11 protein-coding genes and 1 pseudogene are annotated in these 18,190 nt (G+C 39.9%); 7 read left to right on the top strand and 5 right to left on the bottom strand.

All coding sequences use genetic code 11. The features are described from left to right. Positions 1 to 19 precede the first annotated feature (19 nt). Genes ACYPZI_RS01615 through mutA form a run of 3 tightly spaced genes read right to left on the bottom strand, consistent with a single transcriptional unit; the run spans position 20 to position 3,442 of the window. Positions 20 to 637 (bottom strand): CPBP family intramembrane glutamic endopeptidase, encoded by a 618-nt coding sequence (locus tag ACYPZI_RS01615; RefSeq protein WP_459597954.1) that lies wholly within the window; start codon positions 635 to 637, stop codon positions 20 to 22. After that, positions 634 to 1,533, bottom strand: coding sequence for a prenyltransferase (locus ACYPZI_RS01620; RefSeq protein WP_459597956.1), 900 nt, complete (start codon positions 1,531 to 1,533; stop codon positions 634 to 636). The genes ACYPZI_RS01615 and ACYPZI_RS01620 overlap by 4 nt, the downstream gene beginning before the upstream one ends. 22 nt (positions 1,534 to 1,555) lie before the next feature. Then, complete coding sequence (mutA, locus tag ACYPZI_RS01625; protein WP_459597957.1) at positions 1,556 to 3,442, bottom strand: methylmalonyl-CoA mutase small subunit; 1,887 nt, start codon at positions 3,440 to 3,442, stop codon at positions 1,556 to 1,558. A 483-nt stretch (positions 3,443 to 3,925) separates the two neighbouring features. Here mutA and ACYPZI_RS01630 point away from each other — a divergent pair, with 483 nt between their 5' ends. Then, positions 3,926 to 4,549 carry a GNAT family N-acetyltransferase gene (locus tag ACYPZI_RS01630; RefSeq protein WP_459597959.1) on the top strand — a complete coding sequence of 208 codons (624 nt, stop codon included), beginning with the start codon at positions 3,926 to 3,928 and terminating at the stop codon, positions 4,547 to 4,549. 61 nt (positions 4,550 to 4,610) lie between these two features. On the opposite strand, the gene ACYPZI_RS01635 is transcribed toward ACYPZI_RS01630, so the two are convergent. Beyond that, positions 4,611 to 5,474, bottom strand: a complete 864-nt coding sequence (locus ACYPZI_RS01635) for a hypothetical protein (RefSeq protein WP_459597961.1) — start codon at positions 5,472 to 5,474, stop codon at positions 4,611 to 4,613. Between the two features lie 472 nt (positions 5,475 to 5,946). Here ACYPZI_RS01635 and ACYPZI_RS01640 point away from each other — a divergent pair, with 472 nt between their 5' ends. The 4 genes and pseudogenes from ACYPZI_RS01640 to ACYPZI_RS01655 form a co-directional block, all read left to right on the top strand. Continuing rightward, the gene (locus ACYPZI_RS01640) at positions 5,947 to 6,717 is read left to right on the top strand and encodes a hypothetical protein (RefSeq protein WP_459597963.1); all 771 of its coding nucleotides are present in this window, start codon (positions 5,947 to 5,949) and stop codon (positions 6,715 to 6,717) included. A 17-nt stretch (positions 6,718 to 6,734) separates the two neighbouring features. Then, on the top strand, positions 6,735 to 8,417 hold the full coding sequence (locus ACYPZI_RS01645) for an IgGFc-binding protein (protein ID WP_459597965.1): 1,683 nt from the start codon (positions 6,735 to 6,737) through the stop codon (positions 8,415 to 8,417). A gap of 29 nt (positions 8,418 to 8,446) precedes the next feature. Beyond that, complete coding sequence (locus ACYPZI_RS01650; protein ID WP_459597967.1) at positions 8,447 to 9,220, top strand: hypothetical protein; 774 nt, start codon at positions 8,447 to 8,449, stop codon at positions 9,218 to 9,220. Positions 9,221 to 9,619: 399 nt separating this feature from the next. Continuing rightward, positions 9,620 to 9,793: pseudogene (locus ACYPZI_RS01655) on the top strand (restriction endonuclease); the annotation flags it as partial. Between the two features lie 587 nt (positions 9,794 to 10,380). Here ACYPZI_RS01655 and ACYPZI_RS01660 read toward each other — a convergent pair. Next, the gene (locus ACYPZI_RS01660) at positions 10,381 to 12,540 is read right to left on the bottom strand and encodes an elongation factor G (protein WP_459597969.1); all 2,160 of its coding nucleotides are present in this window, start codon (positions 12,538 to 12,540) and stop codon (positions 10,381 to 10,383) included. Positions 12,541 to 12,682: 142 nt separating this feature from the next. Between ACYPZI_RS01660 and ACYPZI_RS01665 the strand changes: the two genes are divergently transcribed. After that, on the top strand, positions 12,683 to 12,859 hold the full coding sequence (locus tag ACYPZI_RS01665; RefSeq protein ID WP_459597971.1) for a hypothetical protein: 177 nt from the start codon (positions 12,683 to 12,685) through the stop codon (positions 12,857 to 12,859). Positions 12,860 to 14,461: 1,602 nt separating this feature from the next. Continuing rightward, complete coding sequence (locus ACYPZI_RS01670; RefSeq protein WP_459597973.1) at positions 14,462 to 17,968, top strand: proline dehydrogenase family protein; 3,507 nt, start codon at positions 14,462 to 14,464, stop codon at positions 17,966 to 17,968. Positions 17,969 to 18,190 lie beyond the last annotated feature (222 nt).

The raw sequence follows: 18,190 nt of genomic DNA on the forward strand, positions 1-18,190 counted from the left end.
ATTTTTGTTGTTTGATTATTTACGAAATAGGAAATAAAATGAAAACGGCTACATCCCATATAGCATGGGAAATGAGCACTGTAAGTAAATTTCTGTTTTTCATATAAATGAATCCCCAGAATATGCCACAAATTAGAGCGGCCATAAATAGCATAAAATTGAAAGCCCAAATATGCACCAGAGCATAGATAAGCGTTGTAATAATAAATGCTTTCATACCTCCGAGTTTACTCTCAGCCAGTGTACTCTGAACATAGCCTCGCCAAAAGATTTCTTCGGCAGGACCAATCCAGAATAGTAAAGCCAATGCAAGAAAAAGTTGGTTTTGCCCGTCTTTCATGGCATAAACGTCACCCACTTGCGGATGAGCAAAATCGAAAAGCAATCCGGATATTTCATTTCCCAGATAAAACACTCCCCATAGTACAATAGCAGAACCAATGCCTAACGCAATATCTTTTACATTGAAAGAGAACTGCGATTTCCAATCCTTTCCAAAAGTCAAAGACAAAATGGTTAATGTTCCTGTAGCAAGAATCATGGCATACCAGAAACTAATATGCCCACTTGTCCACGGTGAGAACATCACAAACCAAAATATTGCAGCTATGCTGATCGCTACTATCAGTTTTTTCATATGAAGATAGATATTATCAGCCCCAACGACAATGATGCACTAAACATCAATTGCAACTGAGCGGTATTCTTATCCAAATCATTAATAGGAGTCACATCATCTTCGGTAATCTGCGACATCGCTTTACAATTTTTGATAGCTATCGGAATAGTTATCAAAGTTATAAGCGCTGTAACTGGCAGAATATTCAATATAACCATCACCACAATAGAAACATATGATAAAATAGTCAATATGTAGTAATGAATAACCGAAGCCTTTACACCGATAACCATTGCATATGTCTTGATCTCAGCATAACGGTCGCTTCTTATATCACGTGTATTGTTCGAATGCAATACATTCACCGTGATGAAGGCCATAGGAAGAGAAACGAACAACAATGTCCAATCGATGTAACCAAGCATAACGTAACCTGTACCAAGCATGATAGTAGGTCCGTAAACCAAAAATATCAGCAAGTCTCCTAATGCTCTGAATTTAAATATATAATAAAAAACAGCACCTATAGCTCCCAACAAACCAATCCACAAAAGACCAATTCCCGATTGTGATATTAGGAATAAACCTAAACAAGTACCGATGATTATAAATATCCATCCATAAACTAATACTTGTTTTGGAGTGAATAATTTGCTGGTCAGTATATCTGTTCCTACCTTACCTTCACGGTCTACACCGTATTTATAATCGTTATAGTCGCTGATAAGATTTCCTCCTGCATGAAAAATAACTGCTCCGATTATAGCCATCACACCCAATATCCAATTAGCTGAGCTTCCGGGATGAGTATGCATGGTATATATCATAGCAATAAAAGCAGGAAGGGAAGATACAGGAAACGACCATGGCCGTACAGCAATTATCCAGTCTTTCAAAGTTGGTTTTGTTTCCACTTTATTAATTCGAATTAAATTGTTATTCTATTCCCAGTTTAGCATTAAATGTTCTCAATGTGTCAAGCACATTGCTTCTTACATTGATAAAATGCTCAATACCTTGCGCCTTAAGATCATCCATACATGCGGGAGCGCCGGCTACTACAAAATGTTCTTGTCCTGCAATCAATTTATGAGCTTCCGGAGCATATGTAGCATATTCGTCATCACTCGAACAAAGTACGATGATGTCAGCTTTCTTTTCACGAGCTGCCTTCACACCTGCTTCAACTGTTTCGAACCCTAAATTATCTATAATCTTATAACCTGCACAAGCAAAGAAGTTACTAGAGAACTGAGCACGGGCCAAACGCATACCAAGATTACCAATTGTAAGCATAAATACCGTTGGTGCACCATGCTTTTCCGTAGCAAGGCGAAGCGCTTCAAATGCCATACCTAAGCGATCTGCCGGTAGGGCCAAATAAGGAGCGTCTTTACCACAACCGCATCCACATGCTTCTTTTTCAACAATTTTACTTGAAGCTTGTTCAGTAAAGTTAGGAAATTGGTTCGTGCCTAACAATACTTCGCGACGAGTAGCAAGTCCTTTAAACCGGTTATCAGCAGAAGTTTTAACCGCTGTTTGAACAGTACCGGCTTTAAGAGCTTCGTAAAATCCTTTTTCGTCAACTTCAAGGAATAATTTCCAAGCTTGCTCCGCAATAGATTTTGTCAGATTTTCAATATAGTATGAACCTGAAGAAGGATCTGTTATTTTATCAAAATGACATTCTTCCTTCAACAATAGTTGTTGGTTACGTGCAATACGTTCCGAAAATTCATCCGACGTTTTATATGTTTCATCGAATGGACGCACTGTAAGAGAATTAACTCCTGCAATAGTTGCAGACATAGCTTCCGTTTGAGTGCGAAGCAAGTTTACATGCGCATCATAAACTGTCTTGTTGAAAGTTGAAGTCTGAGCATGTGCATATATTTTAGCAGCACAACGACAGATACCCTCAGGTGATTTATTAGGACAGTCATTAGGACAAATCGGATTGTAAGCTTCAACTATTTCAGCCCATAACCAACGTGCAGCACGAAATTTTGCTATCTCCATGAAATAATTACCGCCAATGCCAAAGTTGAATTTAATCTTCTTTGCTACCAATGTCGGATCTAATCCTGCCTCAACTAAGGCGCTCAACAATTGATTACCATTAGCCAGAGCATAGCCTAATTCCTGATAAATAAATGCTCCGCCATCACTCAATGCATGAGCGTTTACTGCAAGTACGCGGAAACGGGGAAGAGGTGTAGCAGCCTTAACAATCTCAGCAGCTTTTTCAACCCAACCTTCCGCATCACGTCCTTTTTTCAAAAGAGGTTTAAACGCGTCGTAATTGACAGAACCAAAACATTTCATTACATCTGCACCTAACTCTTTGAAGTAACCAACTAAGATTTTAGTCAACTCCAATGCTTTACGATGACACGTACTGAAGTTTAATTCTACAGCTTCAGGATGAATATCCTTCAGCAAAGTTTTTACGTTCTCTACGTTTACGTCGTCTCCATCGATATGAAAACTCAGTGACGTAATACCTTTGTTCAGAACATCAAGTGCTTTTGCATTCGCAGCCTTGAAATCCTCCACATTGATATCCTGACGAGTGTACCAGTCATTGTCTTTCTTGGTACCACGAACGTAAGGAAATTCGCCAGGAAGAGAATCTACAGTCTTAAGACCTCCCAGATCCTCGCTTCTGTAAAATGGGTTGACATTGAACCCTTCGTTTGTTTTCCAAACAAGTTTTTTCTCAAAATCGGCGCCTTTAAGGTCAGCCACAATCTTAGCCATCCACTCTTCGGTTGAGATTCGCGGAAAGTCAGAGAAAAGCTTTTCTTTTTGATTAGCCATGATTAAATTTATTGTTTAATGTATATAGGTTTATTGTATTGATTTTTAGTCGATTGTACGGCGGTCAAGTCTTTTAACTGTAACATTATTTATAAGTGCTTAAACTCAAATAGTTATACTTCTTAAAATGCACCACAAAAGTAAGTCATTTTGTTTGCTTACTAAAGTTTTATAGACTAAAATTTCTTATTTAACAAGGTATTATTCACACTTTATCGAAGGCTATGTGTTAAAATGTAAAATACACATATCAATTAAGCATAATTTAATCATTTTTTATATATTTGTGCCATATTACAATTTATGACTTCTAAAGTTAAGAATATATTGGTGGGGTAAATAATCTGTAAAGGCTTACAGATTATCCTTTCGTTTTTCCGAATAGTCTTTCGGGAATATTTTTCGTATTATTTTATTAAAATAACAAATCATATCCGGTGAAGGGTATTATTATACCCTTTAATTAACGTAATTAATATAAAAATGATAATAGAAACCAATCGTTTAAAAATAGTTCCTTTAACAAAAGAGCAATTTCAATTGCTATTACTTGGAACAGATAAGATGGAGCAGGCTTTAGGCCTGGCTCCTTCTTATGAAAGTATGGATGAAGATACCCGGATGGCTATGGAGTACAATTACATAGAAGCTCTAAAGTATCCGGATCATTACATATGGTACACAAATTGGCAGATTATTCTCAAATCAGAAAATAAGGCAATAGGCAGCGCTTGTTTCAAATACAAACCAAACGAATATGGTCAAGTTGAAATAGGCTACGGTACAAATTCAGATTACCGCAATCAAGGATACATGACCGAAACTGTTAAGGCATTATCAGAATGGGCTTTGAGACAACCTAATGTAAACAGTGTAATTGCCGAGACATACAAAGACAATCCGGCTTCTATGCGAGTTTTAGAAAAATGCAGGATGGTCAAATATAAAGTTACTGATACCAGTCTATGGTGGAAATTAAATAACATTCCGGATTACAAAATCAGGCAGGAAACTGAAAAAGATTATCCTGAAATATACAGTCTTATAAAAACTGCCTTTGAAACTGCAAAAGTAAAAGACGGAGACGAACAAGCATGTTGCTCATGATAATCAATAAGCCCTACATACGGCGGACTTGAAAATATTCCCTTGATTTTCTGTTTATTTGCTATTTCATTTCTGGGTAGCAACCATAAGGATCTTTTCCATAAAGCATCTGAATAATACCAAGACATTCACTTCTTATACTATGTTTTTCCCATTCCCGCATTGTTTGTATTTGTTCCTCTAATGATACATTCGCCGCATTTGCTTTCTGCACTTCCTGTTGAATGGAATGGTTGTATAACTTATCGATACTGTATTTTATTGCAGAATTTCCCCATATTTTATCATCTTCTTTATTCTTTTTTATTTCCTGTTCTGTAATATATGGCTGACGTTGTTTACAACATTTGCATTTACCAAAAAATGAGAGTTTATGTCCGCAATGGAAACAGGACTTATATAAAGCCCATCCACATTGCCGAGATAATTTGCGACATTCGTCAGACAGTTCTTGGGAATCGTAAAAATGAGCAATTTCTTGGAATGTGTTTGCTGTCGCTCCAAACATTAAACAATTTTGAGGAAACCATGATTTTTCGTCTGCTACTAACTTAGCGTATCTTTCTTTATCAGTCATAGCAATGTCAAGTTTTTCCTTTAATTTACGCATTGCTCTACAAGCAACATTATAAATTGTTTGGTATTTAGCGTTATTTTTTAAAACCGCACATTCGTCAGACAGGTCTTTAATTCCGTCTAAATCTGATATTTTATTAAGTTCATTAATAATGTCAACAATATTTCTTTCTATCTGTTGGCAATTTTCGACAGTTTCACAGTTATTTAGTTGCTCTTTTACTTTGGCTACCTTGTCTTTGTAATATGATACCTCAAATTCATTTGCCTGAAATTCAAGTTCTGTTGCTATCGTATCGGCATCTTTAAATCCGCCAATATCTCGAAATTTATTTGCCAGAGTACGCAAAGCGTTTGTGTTGGGCGATTTCAACAACGATTGCTTTTCTGCGATACATTCTTTGTAAAAAGGCAAACATTTTGCTTCTGCTGACTGTTGCAAATAACCTGTATTTCAAATCATTGTCCCTGTATTGATAAAATTGAATTTGTTTTCAATTCATTCCTTATAGCTTTCAATGGCTCTAATGTGTACAGACTTAGACCTTTCTGTCTGATTATTTTCCATACTCTAAAGGTGTGGTGTCATGCTAATTTCATCAAGACATCATTGCGATTTACGACAAAAACAATCCCTATGGACATGGAAAAAGCTGATAAAGTTGCATGAAAACTATATTTTGTGCAAAATAGACTATTTTTTCGGTTTGTTTTACTATTGGAATGGTAAAACGAACTGTTTTAAGTCAAAATAAACTATGTTTACCGGGTCGGAACGAACTACTTTTGTATCGAAGAATTAAACATAAATAAGTAATTTGATGAAAATGAAAAGGAAAAGGATACTTTTAGTATATTCATTAATTGTATGGATTATTCCGTCGGGAATGCAAGCCCAAGTCACCGTCGGTTCAGGTATCGCGCCTAATTCGGCCTGCCTGCTCGAACTTAAAACAAATGAAATCAAAGATCCGGTATCGGTAACAGACGCTACCAATATAACATCGACTGCCGGAGGCCTGGGGCTACCCCGGGTACAACTGGTAAATTTAACCACACTGGAGCCTTTTATTCCTAACGATACGGACTGGAACAGCAACAAGGATAAAATCAAAGAACGCCATGCCGGCCTTACCGTGTATAATATTAAAGTATCGGATGCGGCGGAAACCGATCCCAACAAGGTTTTTCAACAGGGCATATATATTTGGAATGGTTCCAGTTGGAAAAAGGAAGGGGATGATGGACGGAAAGAACGCTTCTTTTACCTGCAACCTTTTAAATTGCCGTTGAATACAGGCGCGACCTCCCAGACATTCAACCTGTATGACGAATACAAGCGGCAATTCTCAAAAAATGCGGGCGGACCGGTATTCGTATCCAGCAATACCTCGTTAGAGCAAATTCTTTCAGGTGAAAATAAGCGCTTGTATAATTCAAATGAACTGGACTTCGCAGTAACTTTTTTCGACGAAGACATCCTGACGGTAAACAGTATCGACCCAGGCGGGATGATGGCTTACACGACAAAACAATCGCAGCCGGGCCCCAATCCCAAAGTACTGATCAACGTGGTACTGGTAATAAAATAAAATAACATAAAATGCAAATGAACATAAAACAAAACAAATACCTATTATTCCTAGCCCTGTGTTTGCTGGCGATGGCGCAGTTGTCCCATGCGCAATCAAACACTTCAAAGGGTGCCGAAGGCACGGATTTTTATCTCTCGTTCGGACACAACGGCGGGACAACGGCGCCGACCATACAGTCTATAGCTTTGCAAATAAAGATAATATCGCCTCAGGCGTCAAAAGTCGAATTTGTTTATAAGAATGCTCCAAGTTTGAATAAAACGTATGATTTGGCGGCAGGGGTTGTCACTAACATTGAACTTACCACATCTGAAAAAGAAGCGGTGTATACGAAATCCACTTCTTTAACGCCCGTATCGAATAGGTCCTTCCGTATCAAGTCGGACCACCCGATAATCGTATATGCGTTGAATGCGGTCAGGCTATCAACGGACGCGACGAATGTACTGCCCGTACAGTATCTGGGAACAGACTATTACCATATATCTTACAAACCGAGTTATTACGACGGATATACCATTGTGGCGACAGAAGACGGAACGGATATCTACGAAAATAACACGAAAAAGGCTACTAATTTACAGCAGGGGCAGATATATAACCATTACGTCTATCCCGACGACGAAACCGGCAAGCATATCACGTCTAATAAGCCTGTCGCTTTTTTTTCTACCCCGACCGGCATGCAAATTCCCACCGGAACTCCTTATGCCGATCTTATATTTCAGCAACTGCCTCCGGTAAATTCATGGGGGAAAACATTCCTTGTTCCTGTCACCTCACAGGGAACAGAAAGGGTAAGGATTGTGGGTACGCAAGACGGGACAAGTCTTACGGTTAGCGGTGGAACGCCTGTTCCAAGCCCTACTCCCCTTACTCTGAACGCCGGTAAATTTATAGAACTGGAGATAAAATCAGCAAGTAAAGGATGCTATATCACGGCCTCAAAACCGGTCGGCATTTGCTCGTATTTGACAGGAAGGAACGGCCAGTCGGACGGGGATCCGTCGATGGCATGGATAGCGCCCCTGGAACAGATGATAGGAAGCGTTACCGTTGCGCCGTTTGTTCCAAAGTTGGGTTCAACCTATATAACCAAGCACTATGTCATGGTCGTAACGCTGACGAGCACTAAGGCCAATACAAGGATGTCGAAAAACGGAGGCTCTCCGGCAAGCTTGTCGGGAGGGACATGGACAGACAATTCCGGTTCCAAATATTCCTATTATACGCTTCCTTTGGATCAGGACATAAAAACCTATTATACTTTTTCCAACACAACCGGGCTTTTCGTTATGGGATATGGACTCGGCCAGCAAGAGTCGTATTATTACCTGGCCGGTTCGGCGCTGAAAAGCCTGGCGGCAGCGCCCGCTTTTAAAGTGAACGGCGAACATTATCAGGATGTTTATGGACGGTCTTTCGACGGATGCACGGATAATCCCATCCGGTTTGAAGCCATACTGGAAACGGGCTATACCGGATATATAAAATGGTATATTAACGAAGTGGAAGAAACCGGAGCAAAAGACAGGAAACAATGGAACAAGGATCTGGGCGCGGGTACATATACCGTGCGGATGGAGATACAGGATAAAGTAACCCAGACCCGGAGCCTGTCAACAACATTTACCGTTACAAAATGCGCCTCCCAGCGGATATTACTCCCTGTCAATCCGGGATCTTTTTTTCAATAATAATCACAACTAAGAAAACAAGTAAAACAATGAAAATTACAAAAATATTATCAAGAACAAGCCTGTTTATGTTTATAATAAGCATGGCCTGCGTATGTAACGCGAACGCTCAAGTTACCATCGGCTCGGGTATCAAGCCTAATCCTGCCTGCCTGCTCGATCTTAAAACAAATGAAATCAAAGACCCGGTATCGGTAACAGACGCTACCAATATTACATCGACTACCGGAGGTCTGGGGCTACCCCGGGTACAGCTGGTAAATTTAACCACACTGGAGCCTTTTATTCCTAACAACACGGACTGGAACAGCGATAAGGATAAGGTTAAAGAACGTCATGCCGGCCTGACCGTTTATAATATTAATGTTTCCGGCCCCAATGAGCAAGATAAGAACAAGGTTTTCAGTCAGGGGCTATATGTGTGGGACGGCGCCCAATGGAGGCTCGTAAAGGATGACAGCAGCGCAAGGCAATACTTCTATATGCCATCCTGCTATATCGATCTGACAAGCGGAACAGTTGGCAAAACTTATAGTTATAACCTGTATGATGAGTACAAGCGGCAGTTTACCAAAACCGGAAATCCGCAATTTATATCCAGCAACAGCAGCCTTTCGGTCATATCGTCTGCAAATGGTAATCGGGTTTATCTGCTATCCGAACTGGACTATGTTATCAGTTATTATGACCCGAATATTATCACAAAGGTTTCCATAAACTCCGATGGGGTTCTGTCATACACACTGAAGAGTTTATCGGTGACGCCGCATTCATTCCTAAACGTGATTTTTGTTGTAAAATGAGAAGTAAAATGGGAAAAATACATATGCCTGTTATTCTTTTAAGGCTAATGAACCTTTTATGAATTATAAGGACGGATAAGGAATCAGTGATTAACCTTTACCTGTCGAGGGTTTGCCCGTATGATCCGGAAAAAGGACATGGATAAGAATGTAATGAACATTAATTCTGTTTATTGCGCGGATTATCGAAAAGCCTCCGGGTTTGAGTGTTTAAATCCATAACTGTATAGTGTAAGTAGTTTTTAAAGTTTGTGTTAGAAATCCTGTAAGTTGAGATAACTTGCAGGATTTCATTTGTTAAGGATTATAGTATAGAACTCATCGGAAATCACTATCTGAAATGAATAATATTCAGAAATAATGTTAATTTTGTTGCTTTCACAACTAAAACCTATCACCATGGACTTTAAAGACCAAATCAAGCAGCTATCGGAAAGAATAGATAAGCTAAAAAATAGCATCCAGACAGAGGAAGCGACAAAGAACGCTTTTGTTATGCCTTTCATTCAGGCGTTGGGATATGACATATTTAATCCATTGGAAGTAATACCTGAGTTTACATGTGATATAGGACTAAACCACTATGGATTGGAAATCCATAGTGGTTTAGTTCCAACTTAAAATCGGGGCGTTTATCGCCCAACTTTAGTAAAATCTAAACCAAATGAATACTTTAATCTAAAATGATAATTTTGGACATGATTAAAACTTTTAGTTGTGCAACAAGCACTGGAAGTCCGCGTAAACTATATAAGGGTCTCTCTAACAAAAAACGGCTAACTACCAAATTTTTAGAAAAAAAATGAACAATTTTGCCATAAAAAAAATGGCAAATAATCCTCTTAAACTGTCTGTTCTTTTCATAGAATTGTTCCGTCCTAAAATAACCTGACAAAGATAGGTACCGGCATTCAATATATTATTACCTATTTTTACCCATTTTGCAACTAGGGTGACAATTTTCTATAATTTATTCTTAAATTCAGGGCTAGCCAAAGATTCAGAGGCTGTGTCAAAAGGTCTTTTACACGTCATTGCGAACGAAGTAAAGCAATCCAGAGTATTGATTATTAATGGATTGCTTCGGGCTATCGCCCTACCAATGACGGGAGTTTTATCTTTTGACACACCCTCTTTTCTTATTACCAGTATAAGATTCGTCAATCTTCTTCTTTCTGGCTTGCTTCATATTCTTTCAGAAGTTTGTCCTGAACATCGCTAGGAACAAGTTCATAACTCGCAAACTTCATCGTAAATGATGCCCGCCCTCCGGTTAGAGAGCTTAGCGAAATAGAATAATTTGACATTTCCTTCAAAGGTACTTTGGCATTCAGTATTTCAATCCCTTTATCACTTTCCATACCCATGATCATAGCGCGACGTCCCTGAAGATCACTCATCACATCGCCCATCTTATCCGACGGAACCGATACAGCCACATCATATATAGGTTCCAGAATCTTCGGTCCGGCATTTTTGAAAGCTTCACTAAACGCATTACGTCCTGCAAGCATAAATGAAATTTCATTAGAGTCCACCGGGTGCATTTTACCATCGTAAACGACAACGCGCACATCACGTGCATACGAACCTGTAAGAGGCCCTTGCTCGAGGCGAGCCATGATACCTTTTAGGATTGCAGGCAGGAACCGAGCATCGATAGCGCCACCCACAATACTGTTCACAAACACAAGTTTGCCACCCCAATCGAGATTATACGTCTGCACATCACGCGCTTGCACTTTAAATTCCTGAGCGCCAAATTTATATGTGTCAGGTACAGGCATACCCTCTGTATAAGGTTCTACTACCAGATGTACCTCGCCAAACTGTCCGGCGCCTCCCGATTGTTTCTTATGACGGTAATCTGCCCGTGCAGCCTTCGTGATAGTTTCCCTATAAGGTATCTTAGGTTCGGAATATACAATTGCAATTTTATCGTTGTTTTCAATTCTCCATTTCAATGTCTTAAGGTGAAATTCTCCCTGTCCCAATACAATGAGCTGTTTAAGCTCTTTCGAATTTTCTATTATCCATGTAGGATCTTCCTCGTGCATGCGTTGCAGAATCTCACTCATCTTTTCAGTATCTTTCTCATTTTCTGCTTTAATCGCACGGCGATATTTAGGATCAGGATACTTTATAAAGTCAAATTTATTATCTACACCTTTGGCATTCAGCGTATTTCCTGTGCGGACATCTTTAAGCTTCACAGTTGCACCTATATCTCCGGCATACAACTCTTCCACTTTGGATCGTTGTTGTCCGGCCGGTGCGAATATTTGTCCCATACGTTCTTTTGAACCCCTGTTCGAATTGATCAGGTCATCACCTTCATGCACTTTGCCGCTCATTACTTTGAAATAAGAAACTTCTCCGACATGAGGTTCAACCATTGTTTTAAAGAAGAACAGGCTTGTAGGAGCATCCACTTCCGGTTTTATTTCTTGTCCATCTGTATTTACCGGAGCTTGCAAGTCGCGCACATAAGGTACAACATTACCTAAAAACTCCATGGTGCGCCGTACGCACATATCTTTTTCGGCCGACACGCAGAAAACAGGATAAAGGTCTCTGTTCACCAATCCCCAACGGATTCCCATACGCATTTCATCTTCGGTCAGGGTTCCCTGGTCGAAGAACTTCTCCATTAGCGATTCTTCATTTTCTGCGGCAGCTTCTACTAATTTCTGCTTTAATTCTCTCGCTTTTTCCCTTTCTTCATCGGGTATATCGAGAACCTCAGGTGCTCCGCCTTCGGGCTTCCATCTGAGCATTTTATATTTTAACACATCAATCACGGCATTAAAACCTTCTCCGCAATTGACAGGATATTGTATCAACACTGCCTTGTCGCCATAGTCGGCTTTCAGTTGTGATACAACGTTATCGAAATCGGCTTTCGGGTGGTCGAGCTGATTAACGATGAAAATAACAGGTTTCTGTAGCTTTTGAGTATACCTTAATTGATTTATGGTACCTACCTCTATTCCGTATTGGGCATTAAGTACCATCAGGGCGGTATCGGTTACATTAAGCGATGTAACGATATTTCCTGCGAAGTCATCCGATCCCGGACAATCGATAAAATTTAACTTACGGTTCATCCATTCCACAGAGAAAATGCTGGAAAATACCGAATATCCATATTCTTTTTCCACCGGAAAATAGTCCGAGACTGTATTTCCGTCTTTAACACTTCCTCTGCGTTTTGTGACGCCAGCTTCATAGAGCATGGCCTCGGCGAGAGTGGTTTTGCCTGCTCCCGAACTACCAAGAATAGCTATGTTCTTGATTTCTTGTGTTTGGTAGGTTCTCATGGCTTAAACTGTTTTTACATGGTTAATATTATGTTACCTTTTTTCAAAATGCCTCTTTTTCGAGGCTATGTCTTCAAAATTAGTGAAATGTTCTGATGAAACAACAAAAAATTCGTATTTATTTTTAGTCATATTTATTTAATTGATCATAGTACATGACAAAAAATATTACAAAATCTTATATTGCCCTTACAGGGCGCGGTTTCAGGGATTGTATTTTCCTACCCAAGGCGTTGCCATTGGGCTATATTATGTAGCCCCTTCAGGGCATCGTGGAAAGAAACAGGCTGAAAGCCTGATATATTCCAGCCCGGGGTAACACCCCGGGTAGATGACAGACTAGGGAACCGTGCCCTGTAAGGGCAACATAATAAGTCTTTTAAATGTATGTAAAATATTTTTTGTCATGTACTATGTTAATTGATATTAAACATTATATAGAATAGATTATTATGATCTTAAAATTCATCTGTTTATCGAACCGTCATTGGTAGCCGCATGCGGTGAAGCAATCCAGCAGCCCCACCAACCTCCCCATCGGGGCCGGGCTGTTAAGTTCCGGATTTTTACCCCCTCTTTGCTATAATATGACTATCGGCAATTATACCATAAGTGAAGAGTGAAACATTGTCCGGCGTTCGTTTTATCTATAATAGATAATTTGTAAATTAGCGAATTAGCAAATTAGCAAATTAGCAAATGGCGCGAAGCGGCAAAGGCTATAAGCTATAAGCTAACGGCTAACGGCTAATTGAGTGTGGAGTTTGTTACATTTTAGTTAAAAAGTTATGAGTAGACGAGATACGAGGTACGAGTTGTTGACTGTTGACTGTCGCACGTCATTGCGAGGGTTCGCCCGAAGCAATCCATTAATAATCAATACTCTGGATTGCTTCACTCCGTTCGCAATGACGAAAAGGTCGACTGTTTACTGACTACTAACTACTAACTACTAACTACTAACTACTAACTACTAACTACTGCTGACTGTAGAAGTTTGTTACTTTTTAGTTAAATTCTGGTTTGTCATGCTGACGACAGGAAGCATCTCCTGTATCCCGGGGATCGGGATCCTTCCCTGCGGTCAGGATGACAAAGAGGATAGCCGCGCGAGCAAAGGCTATCGACTAACGGCTAAAAAATAAGTGTGGAGTTTGTTACTTTTTAGTTAAAAAGTTACGAGTAGACGAGGTACGAGGTACAAGTTGTTGATTGTTGACTGTCGCACGTCATTGCGAGGGTTTACCCGAAGCAATCCATTAATAATCAATACTCTGGATTGCTTCACTCCGTTCGCAATGACGAAAAGGTCGACTGTTTACTGACTACTAACTACTAACTACTAACTACTAACTACTAACTACTGCTAACTGTAGAGGTTTGTTACTTTTTAGTTAAATTCCGGTTTGTCATGCTGACGATAGGAAGCATCTCTTGTCTCTCGGGGATCGGGATCCTTCCCTGCGGTCAGGATGACAAAGAGGGTAGCCGCGCGAGCAAGGGCTAACGGCTATCGGCTAAAAAATAAGTGTGGAGTTTGTTACTTTTTAGTTAAAAAGTTACGAGTAGACGAGGTACGAGGTACAAGTTGTTGGCTGATGACTGATAACTGTTTACTGTAGAAGTTTGTTACATTTTAGTTAAAATATACCTCAGAGTCTTCTCAGTCTGTGTTTTTGCTTGCCGGGGTTGCAGCTATTATGATATTTATTTACAATATTATCAGGCTGATAGATAAAAACAACATTGTCGCGTTTTTATTATTAGGAAAGAAATTGAAAAAGAAATTCTGATTAGTTCTACAAGAAAATTATAAGACACGTAAACTTTTTATAAATATTTTCATTTCTAAAATAATTCCATATCATACTTTTATCTAACTTAGAGCAATTTTTTAATTAACCTATCTAAATAACCACATATGGAGAAGATCACAAACTGGGAAGTCCTGGAGTGGGCTAAAGAATTTTTAGCCAAGGCCGATGAGGAATTGACTCCCGAAGAAGTAAAAGAGCAAAAGAAATTTGCTTCGCTGATTCAAACACCGGCAAATAAAATATTATTATCTAAAATGCTCGACGAATCGTCGCAGGTAAGAGACAGCCGAAAACTGGCAAAACGGATGAAACTCCTTATAAAAGAATATGGAGTGCCCGATTTTTTCAACTCGTTCGACCAATTCCAATTGAAGCTATTTACTTCGTTTGGTTATATGTTCGACAAAATATCTATCCCCTTGTTTAAAGCAAGGCTGCGTAAAGAGACCGACAAGATAATAATATCGGAAGAACGTCCGGCGCTTACAGGTCATTTATCCGGTAGATGGAATTCCCGCATAGGACAGAATGTAAATCTGCTGGGAGAAGTAGTACTGGGCGACAGTGAAGCAAACAACAGGTACGTACATTATCTGGAAGCATTGAAAGAGCCGGATATTAATTATATATCTATAAAACTATCGGGTATTTATGCACAAATACATTCGTTAAGCTACGAACAAAATAAGAAAGATCTTTGCGAACTGGTAGCCGCCGTATACAGGCAGGCAATGAAATATACCTATACCGATCAGGACGGGACAGAAAAACATAAGTTTGTAAACCTCGACATGGAAGAATACAAGGACATGGAATTAACTCTCGATGTGTTTATTTCTGTTCTGAGCATGCCGGAGTTTAAAAACTATACAGCCGGAATCGTGGTACAGGCTTATCTTCCTGATGCAGGATATTTGCAAGAGCATTTACTCAAGTTTGCGAAAGAACGTTACGCTGATGGCGGAGCTCCATTAAAAATGCGATTGGTGAAAGGAGCCAATTTGCAAATGGAAAGCATTATATCTTCTCTGAAAGGATGGGCTAATCCGGTTTTGTCTACCAAAATAGAAGTAGATGCCAATTATATGCACATCCTCGATATAGCCTTGCAACCTGAAAATGCCAAAGCCCTGCACGTGGGAGTGGCGTCGCATAACTTCTTTAGTATCGGTTATGCTTACTTGTTGTGCGAAAGAAATGGCGTGTCGGATTATGTGACATTCGAAATGCTCGAAGGTATGGCCAATAACCTTCCTCGCGTAATAAGGAAACTTAATAAACAAATTATACTATACACTCCGGTAGTACGGAAAGAACACTTCCTGAATGCTGTCTCCTATCTGGTTCGCCGTTTGGATGAAAATACAGGGAAAGAAAACTTCCTTAGCTATTCGTTCAACTTAAAACTGGATAGCCCTCAATGGAACTTCCTGGCTAATCAGTTTGAGGAAGCATACAAATTGAAAGACAATATGAACCGGGCTCCGAAGAGGACACAAGACAGGACAAAACCACCTGTTCCGGTTAAAGATATTAATGTATTCCGGAACGAACCGGATACAGATCTCGACCTCGACCAAAACCGTCAATGGGCGCTGGAATCATTACGCAAGTGGGGAACTATGGTAAATGATAAAAACTTTGTAATTCCTGTACAAATCGGAGATAAAGAAGTTACCACCGATCATAAGAAAAAATATTACGATCGCAGCCGTAACGATGAAGTATGCTTCTGCGAAGCGAATTTATCGACATTCGACCAAATAAAAGAGATTATTTCCATCGCCGGAGAAGATAAACCGGAATGGAGAAAAACCGATGTAAACAAGCGCAATGAGATACTTCATCAGGTAGCTGACAACCTGAGCGCCAAGCGTGGCGACCTGATCGGGTGCATGGCTGCCATTACGGGCAAAACCTTTACGGAGGGCGATGTGGAAGTGTCTGAGGCTATCGACTTCTGCCGCTTCTACCCTATCGCGATGAAACATTTTGCCCAACTGGATACTGTTTCGTATGCGCCTAAAGGAATTATTTTAGTTATTCCGCCTTGGAATTTCCCTCTGGCAATACCTGTTGGCGGCGTTGCTTCGGCATTAGCAGGAGGAAATACGGTAATACTTAAACCTGCGACAGTCGCTTTACCGATTGCATGGGAATTTGCGAAATGTTTCTGGGACGCGGGTGTACCAAAAGATACCTTGCAGGTGGTATGCAGTGCAGACCGCTCGTCGCTTAACTATCTGACGTCTCATCCATCTATCAAGCACGTGATACTGACAGGCGGTACCGATACAGCGTTCCGTTTGTTGGAAAATAGCCCTCGCACTCCTTTATCAGCCGAGACCGGTGGAAAGAATGCGATTATCCTTACTGCGAACGGAGATCAGGATCATGCGATTCTGAATGTTGTAGCGTCTGCATTTGGTAACGCCGGACAAAAATGCTCTGCATGTTCACTTTTGCTACTTGACAAGAAAACCTATAATGACGAGGCTTTTAAAACAAAACTGAAAGACGCTGTAATCAGCATGCGCACAGGCAGTGTATGGGATACCATGAACATGGTTGGCCCGATGATAACCAACGACAACGACAAACTGAAGCATGCTATCGAAAATTTGGAACCGGGCGAATCGTGGCTTGTCGCTCCTGAATTTACAGACGAGAAGAAATATATTCTGAGGCCAACAGTAAAATGGGGAGTTAAACCGGGTAGCTTTACATTTACCAATGAGTTGTTTGCTCCGCTATTGTCAGTTGTATGCATCGAGGACTTGGAGCAAGGCATCAAATATGCTAACTCTTCCGAATACGGACTTACAGCCGGATTGCAAAGTCTGGATGAAGAAGAACAAGAAATATGGAAAAACCGCATCGAAGCAGGCAACTTATATATCAACAGGGGAATAACCGGAGCTATTGTAAGTCGTCAGCCATTCGGTGGAATGAAACGGTCTGCTTTCGGTGGAGGCATCAAAGCCGGAGGACCCAATTATGTTTCTTGTTTTGTAGAATTTACCGAAAAAGAAGTTCCTGCGGTTAATACCAAGTCTATATTAAGTGATTTATTATCTGATGAAAAGGGAAGGAATCGATTGAACTTCGCACATGAAAGCTATTCCAAAGCATGGGACGAGGTATTCTCACAAGAAAAAGATATTAATAACCTGTATGGAGAATCGAACCATTTCCGTTATTTGCCGCTTTCGTGCATAGGATTCCGTGTACAAGAACAAGACAGTCTTGATGATGTGCTATTGATTTTAAGCGCGTCTAAAGCAGCGAAAGCACCGATAACAGTTAGCATCTCCCCTTCCGACAGCAAGTTGCAAGCTGTAGAGAAAGCAATATCCACATTGGGTGAGTATATTCGTGTGCAGGATGAGGATAAATTCATAGAGGATATGGATAGCCGCTATGAACGCATAAGAGCCTGCTCTACTGATCTTTCTGATGCTATTTACAAAAAGGCGGCGAAACTGGGTAAACATATCGCATCCGATAAACCATTGGTAGAAGGACGGATAGAATTGCTTCACTATCTGAAAGAACAAAGTATAGCAAACGAATATCACCGCTATGGCAGTATATTCGACGAAAAAAAATAGTTACAATTTGCATTTCTTATGCAGAAAGTCATTTCATCAGTGGCTTTTTCAATTTGTTTTTTTAGTTTTTTCATCAATTGTAAGAGACAGCTTCAAAAAATGAAGCTATCTCTTACTCTTTCCTGAAATGGGGAAATATTTTGCGAAGGAAGCTCTTTTTGTGCTTAAATATGTTTTACAGCATATTTAAGAATATTTTACATATACAATGTACTAAATATC

Source organism: Dysgonomonas reticulitermitis (assembly GCF_054601275.1).

Excerpts from the sequence above, each read along its gene's own strand:
- ACYPZI_RS01650 (WP_459597967.1), top strand. The coding sequence starts at position 8,447 with ATGAAAATTACAAAAATATTATCAAGAACAAGCCTGTTTATGTTTATA.
- ACYPZI_RS01630 (WP_459597959.1), top strand. The coding sequence starts at position 3,926 with ATGATAATAGAAACCAATCGTTTAAAAATAGTTCCTTTAACAAAAGAG.
- ACYPZI_RS01615 (WP_459597954.1), bottom strand. The coding sequence starts at position 637 with ATGAAAAAACTGATAGTAGCGATCAGCATAGCTGCAATATTTTGGTTT.
- ACYPZI_RS01645 (WP_459597965.1), top strand. The coding sequence starts at position 6,735 with ATGAACATAAAACAAAACAAATACCTATTATTCCTAGCCCTGTGTTTG.
- ACYPZI_RS01640 (WP_459597963.1), top strand. The coding sequence starts at position 5,947 with ATGAAAATGAAAAGGAAAAGGATACTTTTAGTATATTCATTAATTGTA.
- mutA (WP_459597957.1), bottom strand. The coding sequence starts at position 3,442 with ATGGCTAATCAAAAAGAAAAGCTTTTCTCTGACTTTCCGCGAATCTCA.
- ACYPZI_RS01660 (WP_459597969.1), bottom strand. The coding sequence starts at position 12,540 with ATGAGAACCTACCAAACACAAGAAATCAAGAACATAGCTATTCTTGGT.
- ACYPZI_RS01670 (WP_459597973.1), top strand. The coding sequence starts at position 14,462 with ATGGAGAAGATCACAAACTGGGAAGTCCTGGAGTGGGCTAAAGAATTT.